Source organism: Aliivibrio friggae, from assembly GCF_057368515.1.
Genome location: NZ_CM170648.1, coordinates 2716619 through 2734031 on the forward strand (window position 1 = coordinate 2716619; position 17413 = coordinate 2734031).

The 17413-nt window shown below is 40.7% G+C and carries 20 protein-coding genes; 12 read left to right on the forward strand and 8 right to left on the reverse strand.

The window, feature by feature from the left end:
- Positions 1-3: 3 nt before the first annotated feature.
- The 5 genes from accB (at position 4) to fis (ending at position 4299) form a co-directional block, all read left to right on the forward strand.
- Positions 4-459, forward strand: a complete 456-nt coding sequence (accB, locus tag AC2INI_RS12565) for an acetyl-CoA carboxylase biotin carboxyl carrier protein (RefSeq protein ID WP_486304957.1) — start codon at positions 4-6, stop codon at positions 457-459.
- Between the two features lie 11 nt (positions 460-470).
- Complete coding sequence (gene accC, locus AC2INI_RS12570; RefSeq protein ID WP_486317272.1) at positions 471-1814, forward strand: acetyl-CoA carboxylase biotin carboxylase subunit; 1344 nt, start codon at positions 471-473, stop codon at positions 1812-1814.
- Positions 1815-1931: 117 nt separating this feature from the next.
- Complete coding sequence (gene prmA, locus AC2INI_RS12575) at positions 1932-2816, forward strand: 50S ribosomal protein L11 methyltransferase (RefSeq protein ID WP_486304958.1); 885 nt, start codon at positions 1932-1934, stop codon at positions 2814-2816.
- Positions 2817-3011: 195 nt separating this feature from the next.
- Positions 3012-3980 carry a tRNA dihydrouridine synthase DusB gene (dusB, locus tag AC2INI_RS12580; protein ID WP_162922509.1) on the forward strand — a complete coding sequence of 323 codons (969 nt, stop codon included), beginning with the start codon at positions 3012-3014 and terminating at the stop codon, positions 3978-3980.
- Between the two features lie 22 nt (positions 3981-4002).
- Positions 4003-4299: a DNA-binding transcriptional regulator Fis gene (gene fis / locus AC2INI_RS12585; protein ID WP_005421285.1), complete on the forward strand. Its 297-nt coding sequence runs from the start codon at positions 4003-4005 to the stop codon at positions 4297-4299.
- Positions 4300-4459: 160 nt separating this feature from the next.
- Here fis and AC2INI_RS12590 read toward each other — a convergent pair whose 3' ends face one another.
- Positions 4460-4768, reverse strand: a complete 309-nt coding sequence (locus AC2INI_RS12590) for a hypothetical protein (protein WP_122033822.1) — start codon at positions 4766-4768, stop codon at positions 4460-4462.
- Positions 4769-4857: 89 nt separating this feature from the next.
- Entirely contained in the window at positions 4858-5277 is a 420-nt protein-coding gene (gene zntR, locus AC2INI_RS12595) for a Zn(2+)-responsive transcriptional regulator (protein ID WP_122033823.1), read from the reverse strand.
- A gap of 286 nt (positions 5278-5563) precedes the next feature.
- Between zntR and purH the strand changes: the two genes are divergently transcribed.
- Together purH and purD are read left to right on the forward strand one after the other, a co-directional pair.
- Positions 5564-7156 carry a bifunctional phosphoribosylaminoimidazolecarboxamide formyltransferase/IMP cyclohydrolase gene (gene purH, locus AC2INI_RS12600; RefSeq protein ID WP_486304959.1) on the forward strand — a complete coding sequence of 531 codons (1593 nt, stop codon included), beginning with the start codon at positions 5564-5566 and terminating at the stop codon, positions 7154-7156.
- A 214-nt stretch (positions 7157-7370) separates the two neighbouring features.
- On the forward strand, positions 7371-8663 hold the full coding sequence (purD, locus tag AC2INI_RS12605) for a phosphoribosylamine--glycine ligase (protein WP_486304960.1): 1293 nt from the start codon (positions 7371-7373) through the stop codon (positions 8661-8663).
- A gap of 76 nt (positions 8664-8739) precedes the next feature.
- Here the strand turns inward: purD and AC2INI_RS12610 are convergent, their stop codons facing one another.
- On the reverse strand, positions 8740-9444 hold the full coding sequence (locus tag AC2INI_RS12610; RefSeq protein ID WP_122033825.1) for a DUF1481 domain-containing protein: 705 nt from the start codon (positions 9442-9444) through the stop codon (positions 8740-8742).
- Positions 9445-9484: 40 nt separating this feature from the next.
- Complete coding sequence (locus AC2INI_RS12615) at positions 9485-9757, reverse strand: HU family DNA-binding protein (RefSeq protein WP_122033826.1); 273 nt, start codon at positions 9755-9757, stop codon at positions 9485-9487.
- Positions 9758-9977: 220 nt separating this feature from the next.
- Between AC2INI_RS12615 and AC2INI_RS12620 the strand changes: the two genes are divergently transcribed.
- Positions 9978-11039 (forward strand): CNNM domain-containing protein, encoded by a 1062-nt coding sequence (locus AC2INI_RS12620; RefSeq protein ID WP_122033827.1) that lies wholly within the window; start codon positions 9978-9980, stop codon positions 11037-11039.
- Positions 11040-11138: 99 nt separating this feature from the next.
- On the opposite strand, the gene AC2INI_RS12625 is transcribed toward AC2INI_RS12620, so the two are convergent.
- Positions 11139-11732 carry a YjaG family protein gene (locus AC2INI_RS12625; RefSeq protein WP_122033828.1) on the reverse strand — a complete coding sequence of 198 codons (594 nt, stop codon included), beginning with the start codon at positions 11730-11732 and terminating at the stop codon, positions 11139-11141.
- Between the two features lie 71 nt (positions 11733-11803).
- Between AC2INI_RS12625 and AC2INI_RS12630 the strand changes: the two genes are divergently transcribed.
- Positions 11804-12718, forward strand: a complete 915-nt coding sequence (locus tag AC2INI_RS12630) for a D-2-hydroxyacid dehydrogenase (RefSeq protein WP_486304961.1) — start codon at positions 11804-11806, stop codon at positions 12716-12718.
- A gap of 66 nt (positions 12719-12784) precedes the next feature.
- Here AC2INI_RS12630 and AC2INI_RS12635 read toward each other — a convergent pair whose 3' ends face one another.
- The 3 genes from AC2INI_RS12635 to nudC all read right to left on the reverse strand — a co-directional run bounded on the left by AC2INI_RS12635 (position 12785) and on the right by nudC (position 15308).
- On the reverse strand, positions 12785-13240 hold the full coding sequence (locus AC2INI_RS12635; protein ID WP_162922505.1) for a tellurite resistance TerB family protein: 456 nt from the start codon (positions 13238-13240) through the stop codon (positions 12785-12787).
- A 114-nt stretch (positions 13241-13354) separates the two neighbouring features.
- Positions 13355-14422 (reverse strand): uroporphyrinogen decarboxylase, encoded by a 1068-nt coding sequence (hemE, locus tag AC2INI_RS12640; RefSeq protein WP_045103104.1) that lies wholly within the window; start codon positions 14420-14422, stop codon positions 13355-13357.
- 106 nt (positions 14423-14528) lie between these two features.
- Positions 14529-15308 (reverse strand): NAD(+) diphosphatase, encoded by a 780-nt coding sequence (nudC, locus tag AC2INI_RS12645; RefSeq protein ID WP_486304962.1) that lies wholly within the window; start codon positions 15306-15308, stop codon positions 14529-14531.
- 160 nt (positions 15309-15468) lie between these two features.
- On the opposite strand from nudC, the gene rsd reads away from it, so the two are divergent.
- From rsd to AC2INI_RS12660, 3 genes are all read left to right on the forward strand, one after another.
- Complete coding sequence (gene rsd, locus AC2INI_RS12650) at positions 15469-15951, forward strand: sigma D regulator (protein WP_486304963.1); 483 nt, start codon at positions 15469-15471, stop codon at positions 15949-15951.
- 182 nt (positions 15952-16133) lie between these two features.
- Positions 16134-16679 (forward strand): helix-turn-helix transcriptional regulator, encoded by a 546-nt coding sequence (locus AC2INI_RS12655; protein WP_486304964.1) that lies wholly within the window; start codon positions 16134-16136, stop codon positions 16677-16679.
- Between the two features lie 127 nt (positions 16680-16806).
- On the forward strand, positions 16807-17400 hold the full coding sequence (locus AC2INI_RS12660) for a hypothetical protein (RefSeq protein ID WP_486304965.1): 594 nt from the start codon (positions 16807-16809) through the stop codon (positions 17398-17400).
- Positions 17401-17413: the final 13 nt, after the last annotated feature.

Sequence of the window (17413 nt, forward strand, 5' to 3'; positions counted from 1 at the left end):
ACAATGGATATCCGCAAAATTAAAAAACTGATTGAACTAGTTGAAGAATCTGGCATTGCTGAACTTGAGATCTCTGAAGGTGAAGAATCAGTACGCATCAGCCGTGCTGTTGCACCAATGGCTCAATTAGCACCAATGCAAGCAGTTGCAGCTCCTGCACCTGTAGCGGCTCCAATCGCAGCACCTGCGGCAGCTCCTGTTGCTGAAGCACCAGCTGAAGTTGCTGGTCATAAAGTTTGCTCTCCAATGGTTGGTACGTTCTATGGCGCTTCAAGCCCTGACGCAAAACCATTTGTTAAAGTTGGCCAACAAGTAACTGCTGGCGATACATTATGTATCGTTGAAGCAATGAAAATGATGAACCAAATTGAAGCAGACAAATCTGGTGTTGTTACCGCGATTCTAGTTGAAGACGGTAACCCGGTTGAGTTTGATCAACCTCTTGTTATCATCGAATAATAGAGGTCTCTATGTTAGATAAATTAGTTATCGCAAACCGTGGTGAAATTGCACTACGTATCTTGCGAGCATGTAAAGAACTTGGCATCAAAACCGTTGCTGTACACTCTACAGCTGACCGTGACTTGAAACACGTTCTACTTGCTGATGAAACGATTTGTATTGGTCCTGCTCGTGGTATCGACAGCTACTTAAATATCCCTCGTATTATCAGTGCAGCTGAAGTTACTGGCGCTGTAGCGGTTCACCCTGGTTATGGCTTCCTGTCTGAAAATGCAGATTTCGCTGAACAAGTTGAACGCTCTGGCTTTATCTTTGTTGGTCCAAAAGCGGAAACTATCCGCATGATGGGTGACAAAGTGTCAGCAATCACTTCAATGAAAAAAGCTGGCGTACCTTGTGTACCTGGTTCTGACGGCCCATTAGATGATGATGCCGCTAAGAACAAAGCTCACGCAAAACGTATTGGTTTCCCTGTAATCATCAAAGCCTCTGGTGGCGGCGGTGGTCGTGGTATGCGTGTTGTTCGTGCAGAAAAAGATCTTGTTGAAGCAATTGCAATGACTCGTGCAGAAGCAAAAGCATGTTTCAATAACGACATGGTTTACATGGAAAAATTCCTTGAAAACCCTCGTCACATTGAAGTTCAAATTCTTGCTGATGGCCAAGGTAATGCTATTCACCTTGGTGAGCGTGATTGTTCTATGCAACGTCGTCACCAAAAAGTGGTTGAAGAAGCTCCGGCTCCTGGTATCACTGAAGAGATGCGTAAATACATCGGTGATCGTTGTACTCGTGCGTGTATCGAAATTGGTTACCGTGGTGCAGGTACGTTTGAATTCCTATATGAAAATGGCGAATTCTACTTCATTGAGATGAATACACGTATTCAAGTTGAGCACACGATTACTGAAATGGTAACGGGTATCGACTTAGTAAAAGAGCAACTGCGTATTGCTGCTGGCCAACCATTATCTTATACCCAAGATGATATTAAGCTACGTGGCCACTCTATTGAGTGTCGTATTAATGCTGAAGACCCAGTTAAATTCTTACCGTCTCCAGGTAAGATCACGCGATTCCATGCTTCAGGTGGTATGGGTGTTCGTTGGGAGTCTCACATCTATACTGGCTATACAGTGCCACCACACTACGATTCAATGATCGGTAAGCTAATTACTTACGGTGAGAACCGTGATGTTGCTATTGCTCGTATGAAGAACGCATTAAGTGAAATGATTATTGAAGGTATTAACGTAAATACGTCTCTTCAACTATCAATCATGAACGATGAAAACTTCCAACACGGCGGTGCTAATATTCATTATCTTGAGAAAAAATTAGGTCTTCAATAAGACGCTAATTTTATTCTTTTAAGTTAAAGAAATAAATAAAGGCCGTGAGTGATTACACTCACGGCCTTTTTCTATGATAAAATTCGCCGATATTTCCAACTAAAAAAAGTGATCCCCATGCCTTGGATTCAAGTAAAACTAAACGCAACCTCTGAAAATGCTGAACAAATCAGTGACATGCTAATGGAAGAGACCGGTGCTCTTTCTGTAACTTTTTTAGATGCTAAAGACGTACCTATTTTTGAGCCTCTTCCTGGAGAAACTCGTTTATGGGGCGAAACGGATATTGTTGCTCTTTATGATGCAGAAACCGACATGGATTTAGTGATTGCACAGTTAAAATCAAGCTCAGTACTTGATGATAATTTTGCTTATAAAGTAGAGCAATTAGAAGACAAAGACTGGGAACGCGAGTGGATGGATAACTTCCACCCTATGAAATTTGGTGAGCGTTTATGGATTTGCCCAAGCTGGCGTGAAATCCCTGAGCCTGATGCTATTAACGTAATGCTTGACCCTGGTCTAGCGTTCGGTACAGGCACACACGCAACAACCGCACTTTGCCTTGAATGGTTAGAGAGTATCGACCTAACAGGTAAAACCGTTATCGACTTTGGTTGTGGTTCTGGCATCTTAGCGATCGCGGCGATCAAACTAGGCGCAGCGAAAGTGGTTGGGATCGACATTGATCCTCAAGCGATCACCGCTTCAAAAGAGAATGCCGCTCGTAATGGCGTTGTCGACCAATTAGAATTATTCTTACCGGAAGAGCAACCAGAGAACCTTGTCGCAGACGTAGTTATTGCCAATATTCTTGCTGCTCCCCTACGTGAACTTTCAAGCATTATCACTGCTCACGTTGCCCCTGGCGGCGCTCTAGCAATGTCTGGTGTACTTGATACTCAAGCTCTCGATGTCGCTTCATATTATTCTGAGAACTTCACTCTTGATGCGATTGCAGAGCAACAAGAATGGTGCAGAATCTCAGGAATTAAGAAGTAACGTCGCCTCAGACCTACTCCTCCTAGAAAAAACTTCAATGCCTCAATACTAAATTTGAGGCATAAAACCGTCTAATTGACTGAAATATAAACAAATTGCATAAACTATTTGTAAATGCTCAAAATTTGCTCTTTTCAGGCGGACAAAAAATGCGTAAAATGCGCGCCCTTGCTGACACAAACGTGTGTGGATGTTTTGCAGATAGGTAAATATACATTAAAGAACAATCTTATCGTTGCTCCTATGGCTGGTGTAACTGATAGGCCCTTTCGTGAGTTGTGTATGCGTTACGGCGCAGGTATGGCTGTGAGCGAAATGATGTCTTCTAATCCAAAACTGTGGAAAACATCTAAGTCCCAAAATCGCATGGTACATGAAGGTGAATCTGGTATTCGCTCAGTACAAATTGCAGGGGCAGATCCAAAGTTAATGGCGGAAGCAGCGCAACACTGTGTTGAAACTGGTGCGCAAATCATCGATATCAATATGGGATGCCCTGCTAAAAAAGTGAATAAGAAGCTTGCAGGCTCAGCGCTTCTACAACGACCAGATTTGATTGAAGAGATCTTACTGGCTGTGGTGAATGCAGTTGATGTTCCTGTCACTCTGAAAACGCGCACAGGCTGGGATCCAGACAATAGAAACTGTGTTCAGGTTGCAAAAATGGCAGAACAGTGTGGCATTCAAGCTTTAGCGCTCCATGGGCGAACCAGAGCTTGTATGTACAAAGGTGATGCTGAGTACGACAACATTAAAGCGGTAAAAGAAGCGATTTCTATTCCGGTTATAGCGAACGGTGATATCGACTCGCCGGAGAAGGCTCGTTTTGTGCTTGATTACACAGGCGCTGACGCTTTAATGATCGGCCGTCCTGCACAAGGTAGGCCATGGATTTTTCAAGAAATCCAACATTATTTAGAAACGGGCGAACTTATGCCACCTCTTCCAATTGAAGAAGTGAAGGCCACTTTACTTGGCCATGTTCATGCGCTTCACCAGTTTTATGGTGAGTTTTTAGGCCCTCGCATTGCTCGTAAGCATGTGGGTTGGTATTTAAAAGAGCATGAGCAAGCAAATGAGTTCCGCCGCGGCTTTAATGCGATAGAGGACGCCTCACAGCAACTCCATCAGCTTGAAAGCTATTTCGACCACGTTGCATCATAATAACAGAAGAGCTAAACAGAATATGTTCGATCAATCTATGACTTCAGAAGCATTAACAGTTACAACAGTTACAGCACAAGACCAAATTACTCAGAAACCACTACGTGACTCTGTTAAGGCTTCGCTGAAAAACTACTTAGGCCAATTAAACGGTCAAGAAGTTAACGACTTATATGAATTAGTATTAGCTGAAGTAGAGCAACCTCTACTAGACATGATCATGCAGCATACTCGCGGCAACCAAACAAAAGCAGCAAATATGATGGGTATCAACCGTGGTACACTTCGTAAGAAACTTAAAAAATACGGCATGAACTAATATAAATTCATATCTTATTGAAAAATTTAAAGCAGTGTTAAGCAATTAACGCTGCTTTTTTTATGCCTAAAATAAACACATTCATATCTTTCTAGGGACAATAGGTATAAAAAAACCGATACTACATTTCTGTAATATCGGCTTTTAAATCTTTTACCTACTATGGCGGCCAAGCTCGTTTCTTGCCACCACCAGCCCCAGCTCCTGAGCGAATAAGCTCAACAGCTTTTGCTGTTTTCTCTTCAATTCCTTTCAAACGCTCATCAAGTTCACTTAAATCAGCAGAGGCTCCTGCAGTACTCGTACCTTGAGTAGCAACACCATCAATCATTTTACCGATCTTGGCATTCTGAGCTTCAATACGCTTAATACGAGCATCAAGCTCCATTACTGCTTTGCCTTGCTCACTGATTTTTTTATCGATAACTTTCAGAGCGGAAAGCAATTTCATTACGTATTGTTTTTCCATTAATTGGCTCTCACCTAATTTTTGCTCGTATTCTTATACATAAACTATCGACCATTTTATCAACATCTTGAGTAAACAGGCATAATAATTTACGCTTTTTTCTCTTCTAGCTCAGCCAAGGCTGAAAGAATCGAACAATGTGAGGCATCATCATCAATATGACCACAACATGCATCATTAATACTTTTTAATGCGGTACGAATATCTGTTAACTGCGCAATTTTTTCATCAATGGTATTCAACTTAGCTTGGGTGATCGATTTAACCTCAGCACAACTATGTTTAGTGGCCTCTAAACGGATCGCAAGTAATTCCTGGATCTCATCTAACGTTAACCCTAGCTGCTTTGATTTTAAAATAAACCGAATTTGAGCCAAATTTTCTTCATTATAAAGACGATAACCACTGCTACTTCTTCCTGATGGAATAAGTAAGCCATTTTTCTCGTAGAAGCGTAACGTATCACTGGTTACCTTACACAGTTTTGCCAATTCACCAATCAAATACATTTTATTTTGCCTCATCCCTCTTTATACAGGCCTATTTTTATTCTTTTTTTAGAGAAATGGCATCTTTTTTTTACCAGTGCAAACGATTGCGCGAGCTTTTTTGTTTAACTTTAGTTAGAATATGCGCCATTGCGTTGATGTGATGTTTCTAACTTCACTCTCGATTAGGGTATTTCCCAAAACTGGCCAATTACTGTTTATTACTTTTACTACTTAATAAAAGACAAACAGAACAAGTTCATTTTTGGCAAAAATCCTAACTTAATTCTAAAGGAAGAAAGTAGCAATGAATAACCCACGTCCGATCCGTCGCGCGCTAATTAGCGTATCTGATAAAACTGGTATTGTAGAATTTGCTCAAGCACTGACTGAACGTGGTGTTGATATTTTATCTACTGGCGGCACAGCTCGCCTGCTGGCAGAAAAAAATATCCCTGTAACAGAAGTATCTGATTACACAGGCTTCCCTGAAATGATGGATGGCCGCGTTAAAACTCTTCATCCTAAAGTACATGGTGGTGTTCTTGGTCGTCGCGGTCAAGATGATGACATCATGGCTCAACATGGTATCAACCCAATCGATATTGTTGTTGTTAACCTTTATCCATTCGCTGAAACCGTAGCAAAAGAAGGCTGTACTCTAGCTGATGCTGTTGAGAACATCGATATCGGTGGCCCAACAATGGTTCGCTCTGCGGCTAAAAACCATAAAGACGTTGCTATTGTCGTTAATGCTCACGATTACGATCGCGTAATTTCTGAAATGGACGCTAACGACAAATCACTGACTCAAGCAACGCGTTTTGACCTTGCGATTGCAGCATTTGAGCACACGGCCTCTTACGATGGCATGATCGCTAATTACTTCGGCACCATGGTTCCTTCTTATGGAGAGAATAAAGAAGGTGATGAAGAGAGCAAGTTCCCTCGCACCTTCAACCAACAATTCGAGAAAAAACAAGACATGCGCTACGGTGAGAACAGTCATCAAGCTGCTGCATTCTATGTTGAAGCAAATCCTGAAGAAGCGTCAGTATCAACTGCTCGTCAGATCCAAGGTAAAGCGCTTTCTTACAACAACATTGCAGATACAGATGCTGCTCTAGAGTGTGTGAAAGAATTTGACGAACCTGCATGTGTTATCGTTAAACACGCAAATCCATGTGGTGTTGCCCTAGGTAAAGATGTTCTTGAAGCTTATGACCGCGCTTTCAAAACAGACCCAACCTCTGCATTTGGCGGTATCATCGCATTTAACCGCGAACTAGATGCAGCTACAGCAACAGCAATTACTGAGCGTCAATTCGTTGAAGTTATCATTGCTCCTTCTGTTTCTGCTGAAGCAATTGAAATCGTAGCGGCTAAGAAAAACCTTCGTCTACTTGAATGTGGTGAGTGGGCGACGAAAACAACTGGCTTTGACGTGAAACGCGTTAACGGCGGTTTACTAGTTCAAGATCGCGATCAAGGCATGGTATCTGAAGATGAGCTTAAAGTGGTTTCTAAGCGCCAACCAACGGCTGAAGAATTAAAAGATGCATTGTTCTGCTGGAAAGTAGCTAAATACGTTAAATCTAACGCGATTGTTTACTCTAAAGGTGACATGACTATCGGTGTCGGCGCTGGCCAAATGAGCCGTGTTTACTCTGCAAAAATCGCAGGCATTAAAGCCGCTGACGAAGGTCTTGTAGTTGAAGGCTGTGCAATGGCATCTGATGCGTTCTTCCCATTCCGTGATGGTATTGATGCTGCAGCTGAAGCAGGTATTAAATGTGTTATCCAACCGGGTGGCTCTATGCGTGATGACGAAGTTATTGCTGCCGCTGACGAACATGGCATGGCGATGATCTTTACCGGTATGCGTCACTTCCGTCACTAATCAGAAAAGGCTCTAGGTTTTCCTAGCGCCTTTTTTATTCGTTTAACAGTTCATCAATGTTGGCTTTTTACTCATCAACATTAATAGAAGTTTTAATTTTTAGAGCAAAATCAGATTGCCTAGTTCAAGGAAAACACGCGGAGCTTATGACTATAAGTGAGCATGTTTGACGCCGAAATCGGTAATCTGATGAAGCTATCAAAGGTAAAATAAAATGAATGTATTAATTATCGGCGCAGGCGGTAGAGAGCATGCTTTAGGCTGGAAAGCGGCACAAAACCCAAACGTTGAAACGGTATTTATCGCTCCAGGTAATGCAGGTACAGCGCTTGAACCAAAATTAGAAAACGTGGCGATTGATGTTGAAGATATTACTGCTCTTGTTGCGTTTGCTAAAGAAAAAGAAATTGAACTGACTATCGTTGGTCCAGAAGGCCCATTAGTGATTGGTGTGGTTGATGCATTCCGTGAAGCCGGATTACCTATCTTTGGTCCTACGAAAGCGGCAGCACAACTAGAAGGCTCTAAAGCGTTTACTAAAGACTTCTTGGCTCGCCATGATATTCCAACAGGCTACTACGCTAACTTCACTGAAATTGAGCCAGCATTAGCTTATGTTCGTGAACAAGGTGCACCGATTGTCGTTAAAGCCGACGGCCTTGCTGCTGGTAAAGGCGTTATTGTTGCAATGACGCTTGAAGAAGCAGAAGAAGCAATTAAAGATATGCTTGCTGGTAATGCCTTTGGTGACGCCGGTAGTCGTGTCGTTATTGAAGAGTTTTTAGAAGGCGAAGAAGCAAGCTTTATTGTTATGGTTGATGGCGCAAGTGTTCTACCAATGGCGACTAGCCAAGATCACAAACGTGTAGGCGATAAAGACACTGGCCCTAACACGGGTGGAATGGGTGCATATTCTCCAGCGCCTGTTGTTACTCCTGAAATCCATAATCGTATTTTAGAAGAAGTTATCTATCCTACGGTTCGTGGAATGGATGCTGAAGGCGCGCCTTACACTGGATTTTTATATGCTGGTTTGATGATTGATGCTGATGGCACACCAAAAGTCATCGAATATAACTGTCGCTTTGGTGATCCAGAAACACAGCCTATCATGATGCGTATGGAATCAGATCTTGTTGAGCTATGCCTAATGGCGATCGATGAGAAACTGGATGAAGCTGAATCTAAATGGGATCCACGCGCTTCTATCGGTGTTGTCCTTGCTGCTGGTGGTTACCCTTCAGATTACGCAAAAGGAGATATCATCTCTCTTCCAACGACTGAAGTTGAAGGCCAGAAAATATTTCATGCTGGCACAAAAAACAACGACGCTGGTGATGTAGTTACAAATGGCGGACGTGTGTTATGTGCAACTGCATTAGGTAATACCGTCTTAGAAGCTCAGGAACGTGCATATGAGCTTACAAAGCAAGTTAGTTGGAATGGAATGTTCCACCGCAATGACATTGGTTACCGTGCCATTGCTCGCGAATTAGAAAGCAAATAAACATCACTTGTCTACAAATAGCAAAAAGGCGCTGATGATAGCGCCTTTTTTATTGTGCAATAATCGACAACTGGTATTAATCTTCAATAAGATTTGGACGTTCTACACACTTATAACTGTCATCGGTTAATAATAATAACTCCGACATTTTTAAGATTTTCTTATCTCGATTTTTCTCTTCACCTAAAAATGAAATAAAGCTATCTAAACCAGACAGTCTTGCCACGACAAAATTAGGTAAAATCTGATTAAACTCTAATTGACTGTATTGCTTCCCATCACAAGAATTAAATGTCTCGCCGTCCCACTCACCTTGAAATAAAGAAATGTTATCTTTATTTAACCCTTCAACTTTAGCAATTAGATACGTTGATTGATCTTGAAATTGAGCTAACTGGGTTGGCATTAATGGAAATATACGGCCGTTTTTACGGTAGCGTTGATACACGGCTTCTCCGTTACCGTTATAACGAACGTGCATCATGTATGGGATAAGTCCATCGGTACTATCCAGCATTTCGCCTTCACGAACCGCTTCAACCAGTATGTTTTTTTCCCAACGGTAAGTCGTTTGATACCAACCATAATCACCCATGGTCACGTAATCAGACGCATTAATAGATTGTTGTAGTCGACGGGTATACCAATAAAAACTGGTCGCATCACCTTGTATTTGACCACCCGTTAAAGTGACCGATTTGATGCGTTGCTCATCTGAAGGATTTGATGAACAGCCAAAGAGAAATAAAGAAAGAAGTAAGGTAGAGAGAATGCGCTTCATAAAAAATGCCGAGTTAAGGGTTAACTCGGCAAAGTATATCTTAGTTCACTGATTCTTTCAGTGCTTTACCTGCAACAAATGCTGGTACATTAGCCGCTTTGATTTGAATCTCATCGCCAGTCTTAGGATTGCGACCAGTACGAGCTGCACGGTGATTTACTTTAAACGTACCGAAGCCAATAAGTTGTACCTGTTCGCCATCTTTAAGTGCGCCAGTTACGCCTTCTAGAGTCGCTTCAAGAGCTGCTTTTGCTTGTGCTTTTGATAGGTCTGCTTTTTCAGCAATAGCATCAATTAACTGGGTTTTATTCATTAGGGTTTCCCTTCTATTTTTTTGAAATCTTGTTCACTCTAATGCATAAAGACCCTATCTGGCAAAGGTTTGTCACGCTTCTTGCTACAGAATGCGTGTTCTTTAGGCACAAACTGAGTAACGTCTCACAAATTGTTACTATTTTTCACTTATGAGTCATTGTATTTTGGTCAATCAGCACCCATTTTATAAGGGCTTGCTTACTTTTTTGAGATTAATAATGTTTATTTTATCCATCTATATCGCCATTTCTATTAGCGTATCTTTCATTTGTTCTGTTCTTGAGGCTATTTTACTGAGTATTAGTCCAAGTTATTTAGCCCAAATGCGTCAGGAAAATCACCCTGCAGCAGAAAGGTTAACGAAACTTAAAAATAATGTAGACCGTCCTTTAGCGTCTATTTTAACGCTAAACACTATCGCTCATACTGCGGGTGCCGCGGCATCTGGTGCTCAGGCCTCTATTGTTTTTGGTAGTGAATGGTTAGGCGTATTCTCAGCGTTCTTAACGTTCGCTATCCTATTATTCTCAGAGATCGTACCTAAGACGATTGGTGCCACTTACTGGCGTCAACTAGCACCAATGGCAGCAAGAATGCTTTATTGGATGGTTCTATTACTGACTCCTGTTGTTTGGGCTTCAGAGCAACTGACCAAACGTTTAGCTCGTGGCCACCAAGCGCCAAAATTAAGAGATGAAATTGCAGCAATGGCGACGCTTGCAAAAGAGAATGGTGAGTTCGCTGAAGGTGAATCAAAAATACTAACAAATATCTTAAACATTAAAGATATCCCTGTGACACAGATAATGACACCAAGAACAGTATTGTTTCGCGTTAATGCAGAAATGACGGTTGAAGGCTTCCTAAAGGAACACATGAATACGCCATTCTCTCGTCCTTTGATTTACAGCGAAGACAGCGACAATATCATTGGCTTTACTCACCGCTTAGAATTGTTCTCTGCAATGCATGAAGGGCAAGGAAAACGCCCTCTTGGCTCTATCATGCGCCCTATCCAGATTGTCATCAGCACATCAACCTTACCAAAGGCATTTGAACACTTGATGAAGCACAGAGCGCAGCTTGCTCTAGTCATTGATGAATATGGCACGGTTCAAGGTTTATTAACGCTAGAAGATATCTTTGAATACATGGTTGGCGAAGAGATTATTGATGAAGCTGACAAAACAACAGATATGCAGCAACTTGCTCAACAACGTTGGACAAATTGGAAAACTAAACACGGTGTTATCGATAATACAGATAAAGAAGAACACTAAGTAAATTCAAAAATAAATATAAAGGTGTTAGCAAGCCCCTTTAGATTAAAACAAAAAAACCGATGAATTATCATCGGTTTTTTTATGCAAGTAAGAGTATTAGTAGCTCAGTTCAAGTCCAATATTACTTACATTTTCATCTCGTAACTCTTGGCGTAGATCTTTAATTAAATCGATATCACGCTCTTCTGCTTCACGAAGAGGACGGAAAATAGCCCACTGGACATCCCACTCTTCACAAATCACTTCAATTTCTTTTTGATTTTCGTCTGTTACTTCTTCACCCGTTTCCGCTTCAACTAGTTGAGCAACCGTCATCACAGATAATTGACTGATCTTAAACATCGCGTCTTCTAATACATCACGATCTAAGATCCCGTGTAAGAAAGTCGATAGCGCAACACACGCATCAATAGCCGGATAAGTTAGGTAAATTGAGTCATCATCTAACTCAGGGATCATTTCTTCTAGCTTTTCTAATTGACGTTCAAAATTAATCTTGGCATTTTTAACGGTCAATAGTTCCCAAATACTATCTAGTATAACGCGATAGGTTTGAGGCTCAGCAAAGCCTGTAGCTTCACAATAATGGGCATAGTTTGGATACATACGCTCACATAAAGAAGCCATAAAAGTAATTTGTTGCCATGGTTCAAACTTTTCTAAACGAACTTGGATAGGATTGCGTAACATATACGATTCTACACTATAAAAAAATGACGCTTTAAGTGTACTTGATAACCACGAATGACAAAAGGAAGGTTATGAATAAATTACTTATCATTTCAAAAGAAAAAGAGAAATACCTCTCACTTTTCAAGCAATCGGATCTTCCTGATCTCGAAATTTGTCACGATCTTAGAAAGGCTGACATTGTTCTTGCCGACCCACCACTCATTCTGGACTTACTTAACCAATTTGAATCTATCGACTGGGTTCAATCTACCTTTGCGGGTATTGACGCTTTAACACACCCAGACTTACGACAAGACTACAATCTGACCAATGTAAAAGGGATCTTTGGTCAACAGATCTCTGAGTATATCTTGGGTTATTGCATTCAATATTTTCGTCACTTTACATTGTATGAGCAACAACAACAGCAAAAACAATGGCAACCTCATAGCTACTCATCACTCACCGATAAAGTCATGGTCATTCTAGGTACGGGATCGATTGGTTGCGCTCTTGCAAAAACGGCAAAAGCATTAGGTTTTACTACTTATGGTATTAATCGTTCAGGCATTCCACCCAAAGATTCTCCCTTTGAAAGAGTATTTCACATTACTGAAATGAGCAGCGCTTTTAAGCAAGCAGACGTGATTGTCAGTACTTTACCTAAAACAGAACAAACCGTTGGCTTACTTAATATTGATACGTTAAACGACTGTAATGGCGCATTACTATTTAACGTTGGACGTGGTGATGTCATCGATAACTATGGCTTATTGCATGCCCTAGAGTCGCAATCCCTCTCCCATGCTTTTCTCGATGTGTTTATTAACGAGCCCTTATCTCAAGAATGTCCCTATTGGCACCACCCTAACATCACAGTGACTCCACATATTGCTGCAATCAGTTTTCCTGAGCAGGTTTTTGAGCAATTTTCTGAGAATTACTTACGATGGCGTGATGGGTTTTCATTATTGAACTTGGTGGATTTTGATAAGGGTTATTAAGATCATTTAGTAAAAAACAAAGCCTGTTTATGCGCAGGCTTCAATATTCTGTTAATTAATGTTCAATTACTGATGTTTTGGTGCGGCGGCAAGTTTTGCTCGTATAAACTCTAAATGATCAAGATAGATCAAATCGGAGACTTGGCGAATAACAGCCTCTTCCATCGGTTCAATAATGCCATCGGCATACGCAACAGCCCACATCGCTTCGATTAAATCATAACGCTCATTTGGCATTAAGGCTCTCAGCTTAGTCGTAAACTCATATAAAGACGTCGACGCTTTACTTTTAGCTACCGCTTCCAGCAATAATTGCTGTGCTTGTTCTTCACTAATATCGAGCAGTTTTACCAATAACTGTAGTTTCGCGCTATCTTCACGCTCATCACTTTGATGATCAGCGCCCGATACTTCGCAAAGTAATGAGGCCATTGCTAAATGCATCGAGGTCGTATCATTTGAGCCGCTTTCTGCCGCTTCATTGATGACTTTTTTTAATAAGGTACGTAATTGTTTAAACATAACTGGCTCTTTATTGCTTTCATCTAATTTATGACAATAAAATTATAGCTCTGTTCCAATAAAAAAGGAGACTACAATGAGTCTCCTTTCTATCTAGGATCTTAAACTAAGATTTTATTTATGGTAAGGCTTAGATAAATCATGAACCGCTTCCACAAATACACCTGCATTTTCTGGCGGAACGTCTAAGTGAATACCATGACCTAAGTTAAATACGTGGCCTGTTCCTTCATTACCAAAACCTTCTAGAATAGTACCCACTTCTTGGCGAATACGTTCAGGTTGTGCGTAAAGGATTGATGGGTCCATATTACCTTGTAGAGCCACTTTATCACCAATGCGAGCTTTCGCATCTGCAATATTGATTGTCCAATCAAGGCCTACGGCATCACAGCCTGTTGCTGCAATTGACTCTAACCACATACCACCATTCTTGGTGAATAGCGTTACGGGTACACGACGACCTTCATTTTCACGAATTAAGCCATCAACGATCTTATGCATGTACTGCAAAGAGAATTCGTTGTAATCACGAGGCGTTAATACACCACCCCATGTATCAAATACCATCACTGATTGTGCACCCGCTTTAATTTGCGCGTTTAGGTATTCAATAACTGTATCAGCTAATTTATCTAGCAATAGGTGCAATGTTGCTGGCTCTGCATACATCATCTTTTTGATCTTAGTGAATGCTTTTGAGCTTCCACCTTCAACCATGTATGTCGCTAGTGTCCAAGGACTACCAGAAAAACCAATCAGTGGCACTTCGCCTTTTAGATCTTTACGGATCTGACGCACTGCATTCATTACGTATTGCAGCTCACCTTCAGGATCTGGAAGGCCAATTTTAGTTACGTCAGCTTTACAAGTAATTGGGCGTTCAAACTTAGGGCCTTCGCCTGTTTCAAAGTACAGACCTAAACCCATTGCATCAGGAATAGTCAGAATATCTGAAAATAGAATCGCTGCATCTAGAGGAAAACGACGTAAAGGCTGAAGAGTCACTTCTGAAGCAAGCTCTGCATTTTTGCACAGAGACATGAAATCACCAGCTTCTGCTCGTGTCGCCTTGTACTCTGGAAGGTATCGACCTGCTTGGCGCATCATCCAAACTGGTGTGTAATCTACTGGTTGTTTTAATAACGCACGTAAATAGCGGTCATTTTTTAATTCTGTCATGATCTTTCCTTATATTAGCTCCCGCTATTGTAGCACTCAATCTCTGGAACAAAAGCTTACCTTTGTTATCAAGATCATATTTACTTAATCTTCTACTAAATGCGAATTATTCAATTCTTTGCTGGACTTCTATTTCGTCAAAGGTCGCCTCGATTAACGAACGAGCTATTGTGCCCTTTGGTGCTAACTCTGGCAGATTATCTTGATGGTACCAATCCGCTTTTATTAACTCATTTTTATCTACTTTGATCTCTCCAGAGTCATAATCAGCCATATACCCCATCATTAAACTGGAAGGAAAGGCCCATGGCTGACTACCAAAGTAGCGAATATTAGAGATGTTAATCCCCGTTTCTTCAAACACCTCACGCGCGACAGCCATCTCTAACGTTTCGCCAACCTCAACAAAACCAGCAAGAACAGTGAATAATCCACCTTTATGTCGTTGGTGCTGTGCTAATAAGATGGTGTCATCTCGACGTACCGCAACAATAATTGAAGGAAAAATACGAGGGTAATGCAATTTTCTACATTCATTACATTGCATGGCTATTTGGTTGAGGTTTAATTGCGTTCGGCCACCACATTGAGGGCAAAAGCGAAATTCACGAGCCATGAACCCATATTGAATCGCTTTACTTATCATTAGAAATAACGGTTCTTTGATCTGTAGTAGATCTCTCAAGCTAGTATACTCAACGGTTTGCTCTATGTGTTCATCATTGATCCACATCACAGGGAAACCGTCATAATCACCAATGCATACCGCTTGCTCAAAAGGTAAATTAAGTTCAATGGCACTCCCGCAAGGAAGGTTACTGCCCTCTAGCCAAATTGCTGAATCATTTACGACACACCAGTGCGCGTTTGTATGTTGGTTTAACATCTTTATCACAACCCTCTTGCAGCCATCAATATTTACTGGCAATCTTAAAGAACATAGTAATGAGTGTATACCCAACCGATCTTCTCTGAAACTGTATTTTAATATGTTGGGTATAGATATAAGACGTTGGTTTATTGCTTGCAACTACAAGGATATCGTTATGCTTACTAAACTAAATCAATTCCAAGAACAATGGGGTGGGAATAACGATGTTATTGACCACTGGCTCTCTACTAGACAAGATTTGTTGGTTGAATACTGTAAATTAGCAGGGCTTCCTCCATTTGAAAGTTCAGCAACCTCTCTGCCTTCTTTTTCTTCCATTCAATCATTTACTCAACATCTGATTGATTACATTTCAGAAGGGCATTTTAAGATCTACAATATGGTAATGGCAAAGTGGGACGCAACAGGGTTCTCTCCAACAGAGGAAATGAGCCTCTCCTACGCAAACATCACTAAAACAACGGATCCTATCCTTAATTTTACGGATAAATACGCCAAAGAAGATGAAGATCTTCTGCTAATCAATTTTGATAACGATTTTTCCACTCTCGGTGAAATTATTGAAGCAAGATTTGAATTAGAAGATGGGCTGATAGAGCAAATTTCAAGTAGCCTAGCACATCCTCCGGGGGCGTAAGCCTTAAAATACGAGGATCTTTATTAAATGGCAGACCCAACTATACTTACTAATCAACAAACCGTTGAAAGGAATTCACTTTGTATAGTAAAGATGCCTTACGGCTATTGTTCATCACAAAAAATCAAAAACTAAGCACGTTGATTTCTGACATATTAATCGAAACGCTGCCAAGAGTAGTCATGAACTCAAGTCTTGACTACTCAATGCTGCCTAAGATATCCAACTTATCTCTCGCGATTATAGATTATAAAACAACATCGCTCTTCGTCTCTGATGTTTACACGCCAAAATCAACACCCTATCCTTGGTTAATCATCAACACTAACCAAAGCTTTGAACTTTCGACTCAATTAATAGAACAAGGATATTGTGGTGAGATTTATCAAACACAGGTCATCGAGCAAATTACCAAAGCCGTAAAATCCATCCTTTGTGGTGAGTTATGGTTTTCTCGCCATACACTATCAAAGGCCCTAAAAGAATCAGTAAAACCCGCATTTGAGAGCGCTTTTATCTGTCAAAAATATGCATGTCACTATGATTTAACTAAAAAAGAAATCCACATTTGTAAGTTACTAATTCAAAATAATACCAATGCTCAAATATCTGAACGATGCTTCATTAGTCAAAACACCGTTAAAACTCATTTATCAAATATTTACCGTAAATTAAATGTTCACTCACGAAGAGAGGTTCTAACTCTGTTTCAAGCCCTATCTCATTAAATCACCCATAAATCCCCCTATAAAGACAATAAATCTCACCCCTTGGTATGACGTGGAAAAAGCCGGCACTAACTAGACTTCTTTTGCGAACATGTGAATTCACATATGCATAGACGAGGGATTGAATATGAAAACAACATTATTAGCAGCAACCGTTGCTTTAATATTTTCGCCAGCATTAATGGCAGCCACTCTTTCAACAACAGAAGCTGAAACATTTACAGGCTCTAGTGATACTGTTGTTTTAGATATATCGGGGAACATTCCGGTTAAGTGCGTTATGACATTTATGGACTTATCTGCAGCAAGTAATTTTACATCTTTAGATTTGTCAGTGACGGGGGCTGGAAAAACACAAGTGGGTGAAGTACTCGTATGGTGTAACGATGGACACGGTAGAGCCAATATCAATGTAACATCACTAAATGATGGTCAATTAATGAATGATGATGGTGGCAGTATCGATTACTTATTCCGTTTCCATGAAAATAACAATAATACAGGGATTGTCAGTGATAAATTCTTCCCTATTGACGAACCTACCGATTTGGTTGAAAGCATTTGGACAAGCTCAAATGGATCGGCATTTGATCCAGCAGTCGTCGCGCTTTCACCTCAATCGAAAAAATTATACGTAAAACCTATTGGCTTAACCGGAATGGAAAGAGCTGGTGATTATAACGATGTCATCACTTTAACAATTTCTCCAGTAAGTCTTTAAATAGTCACTATAC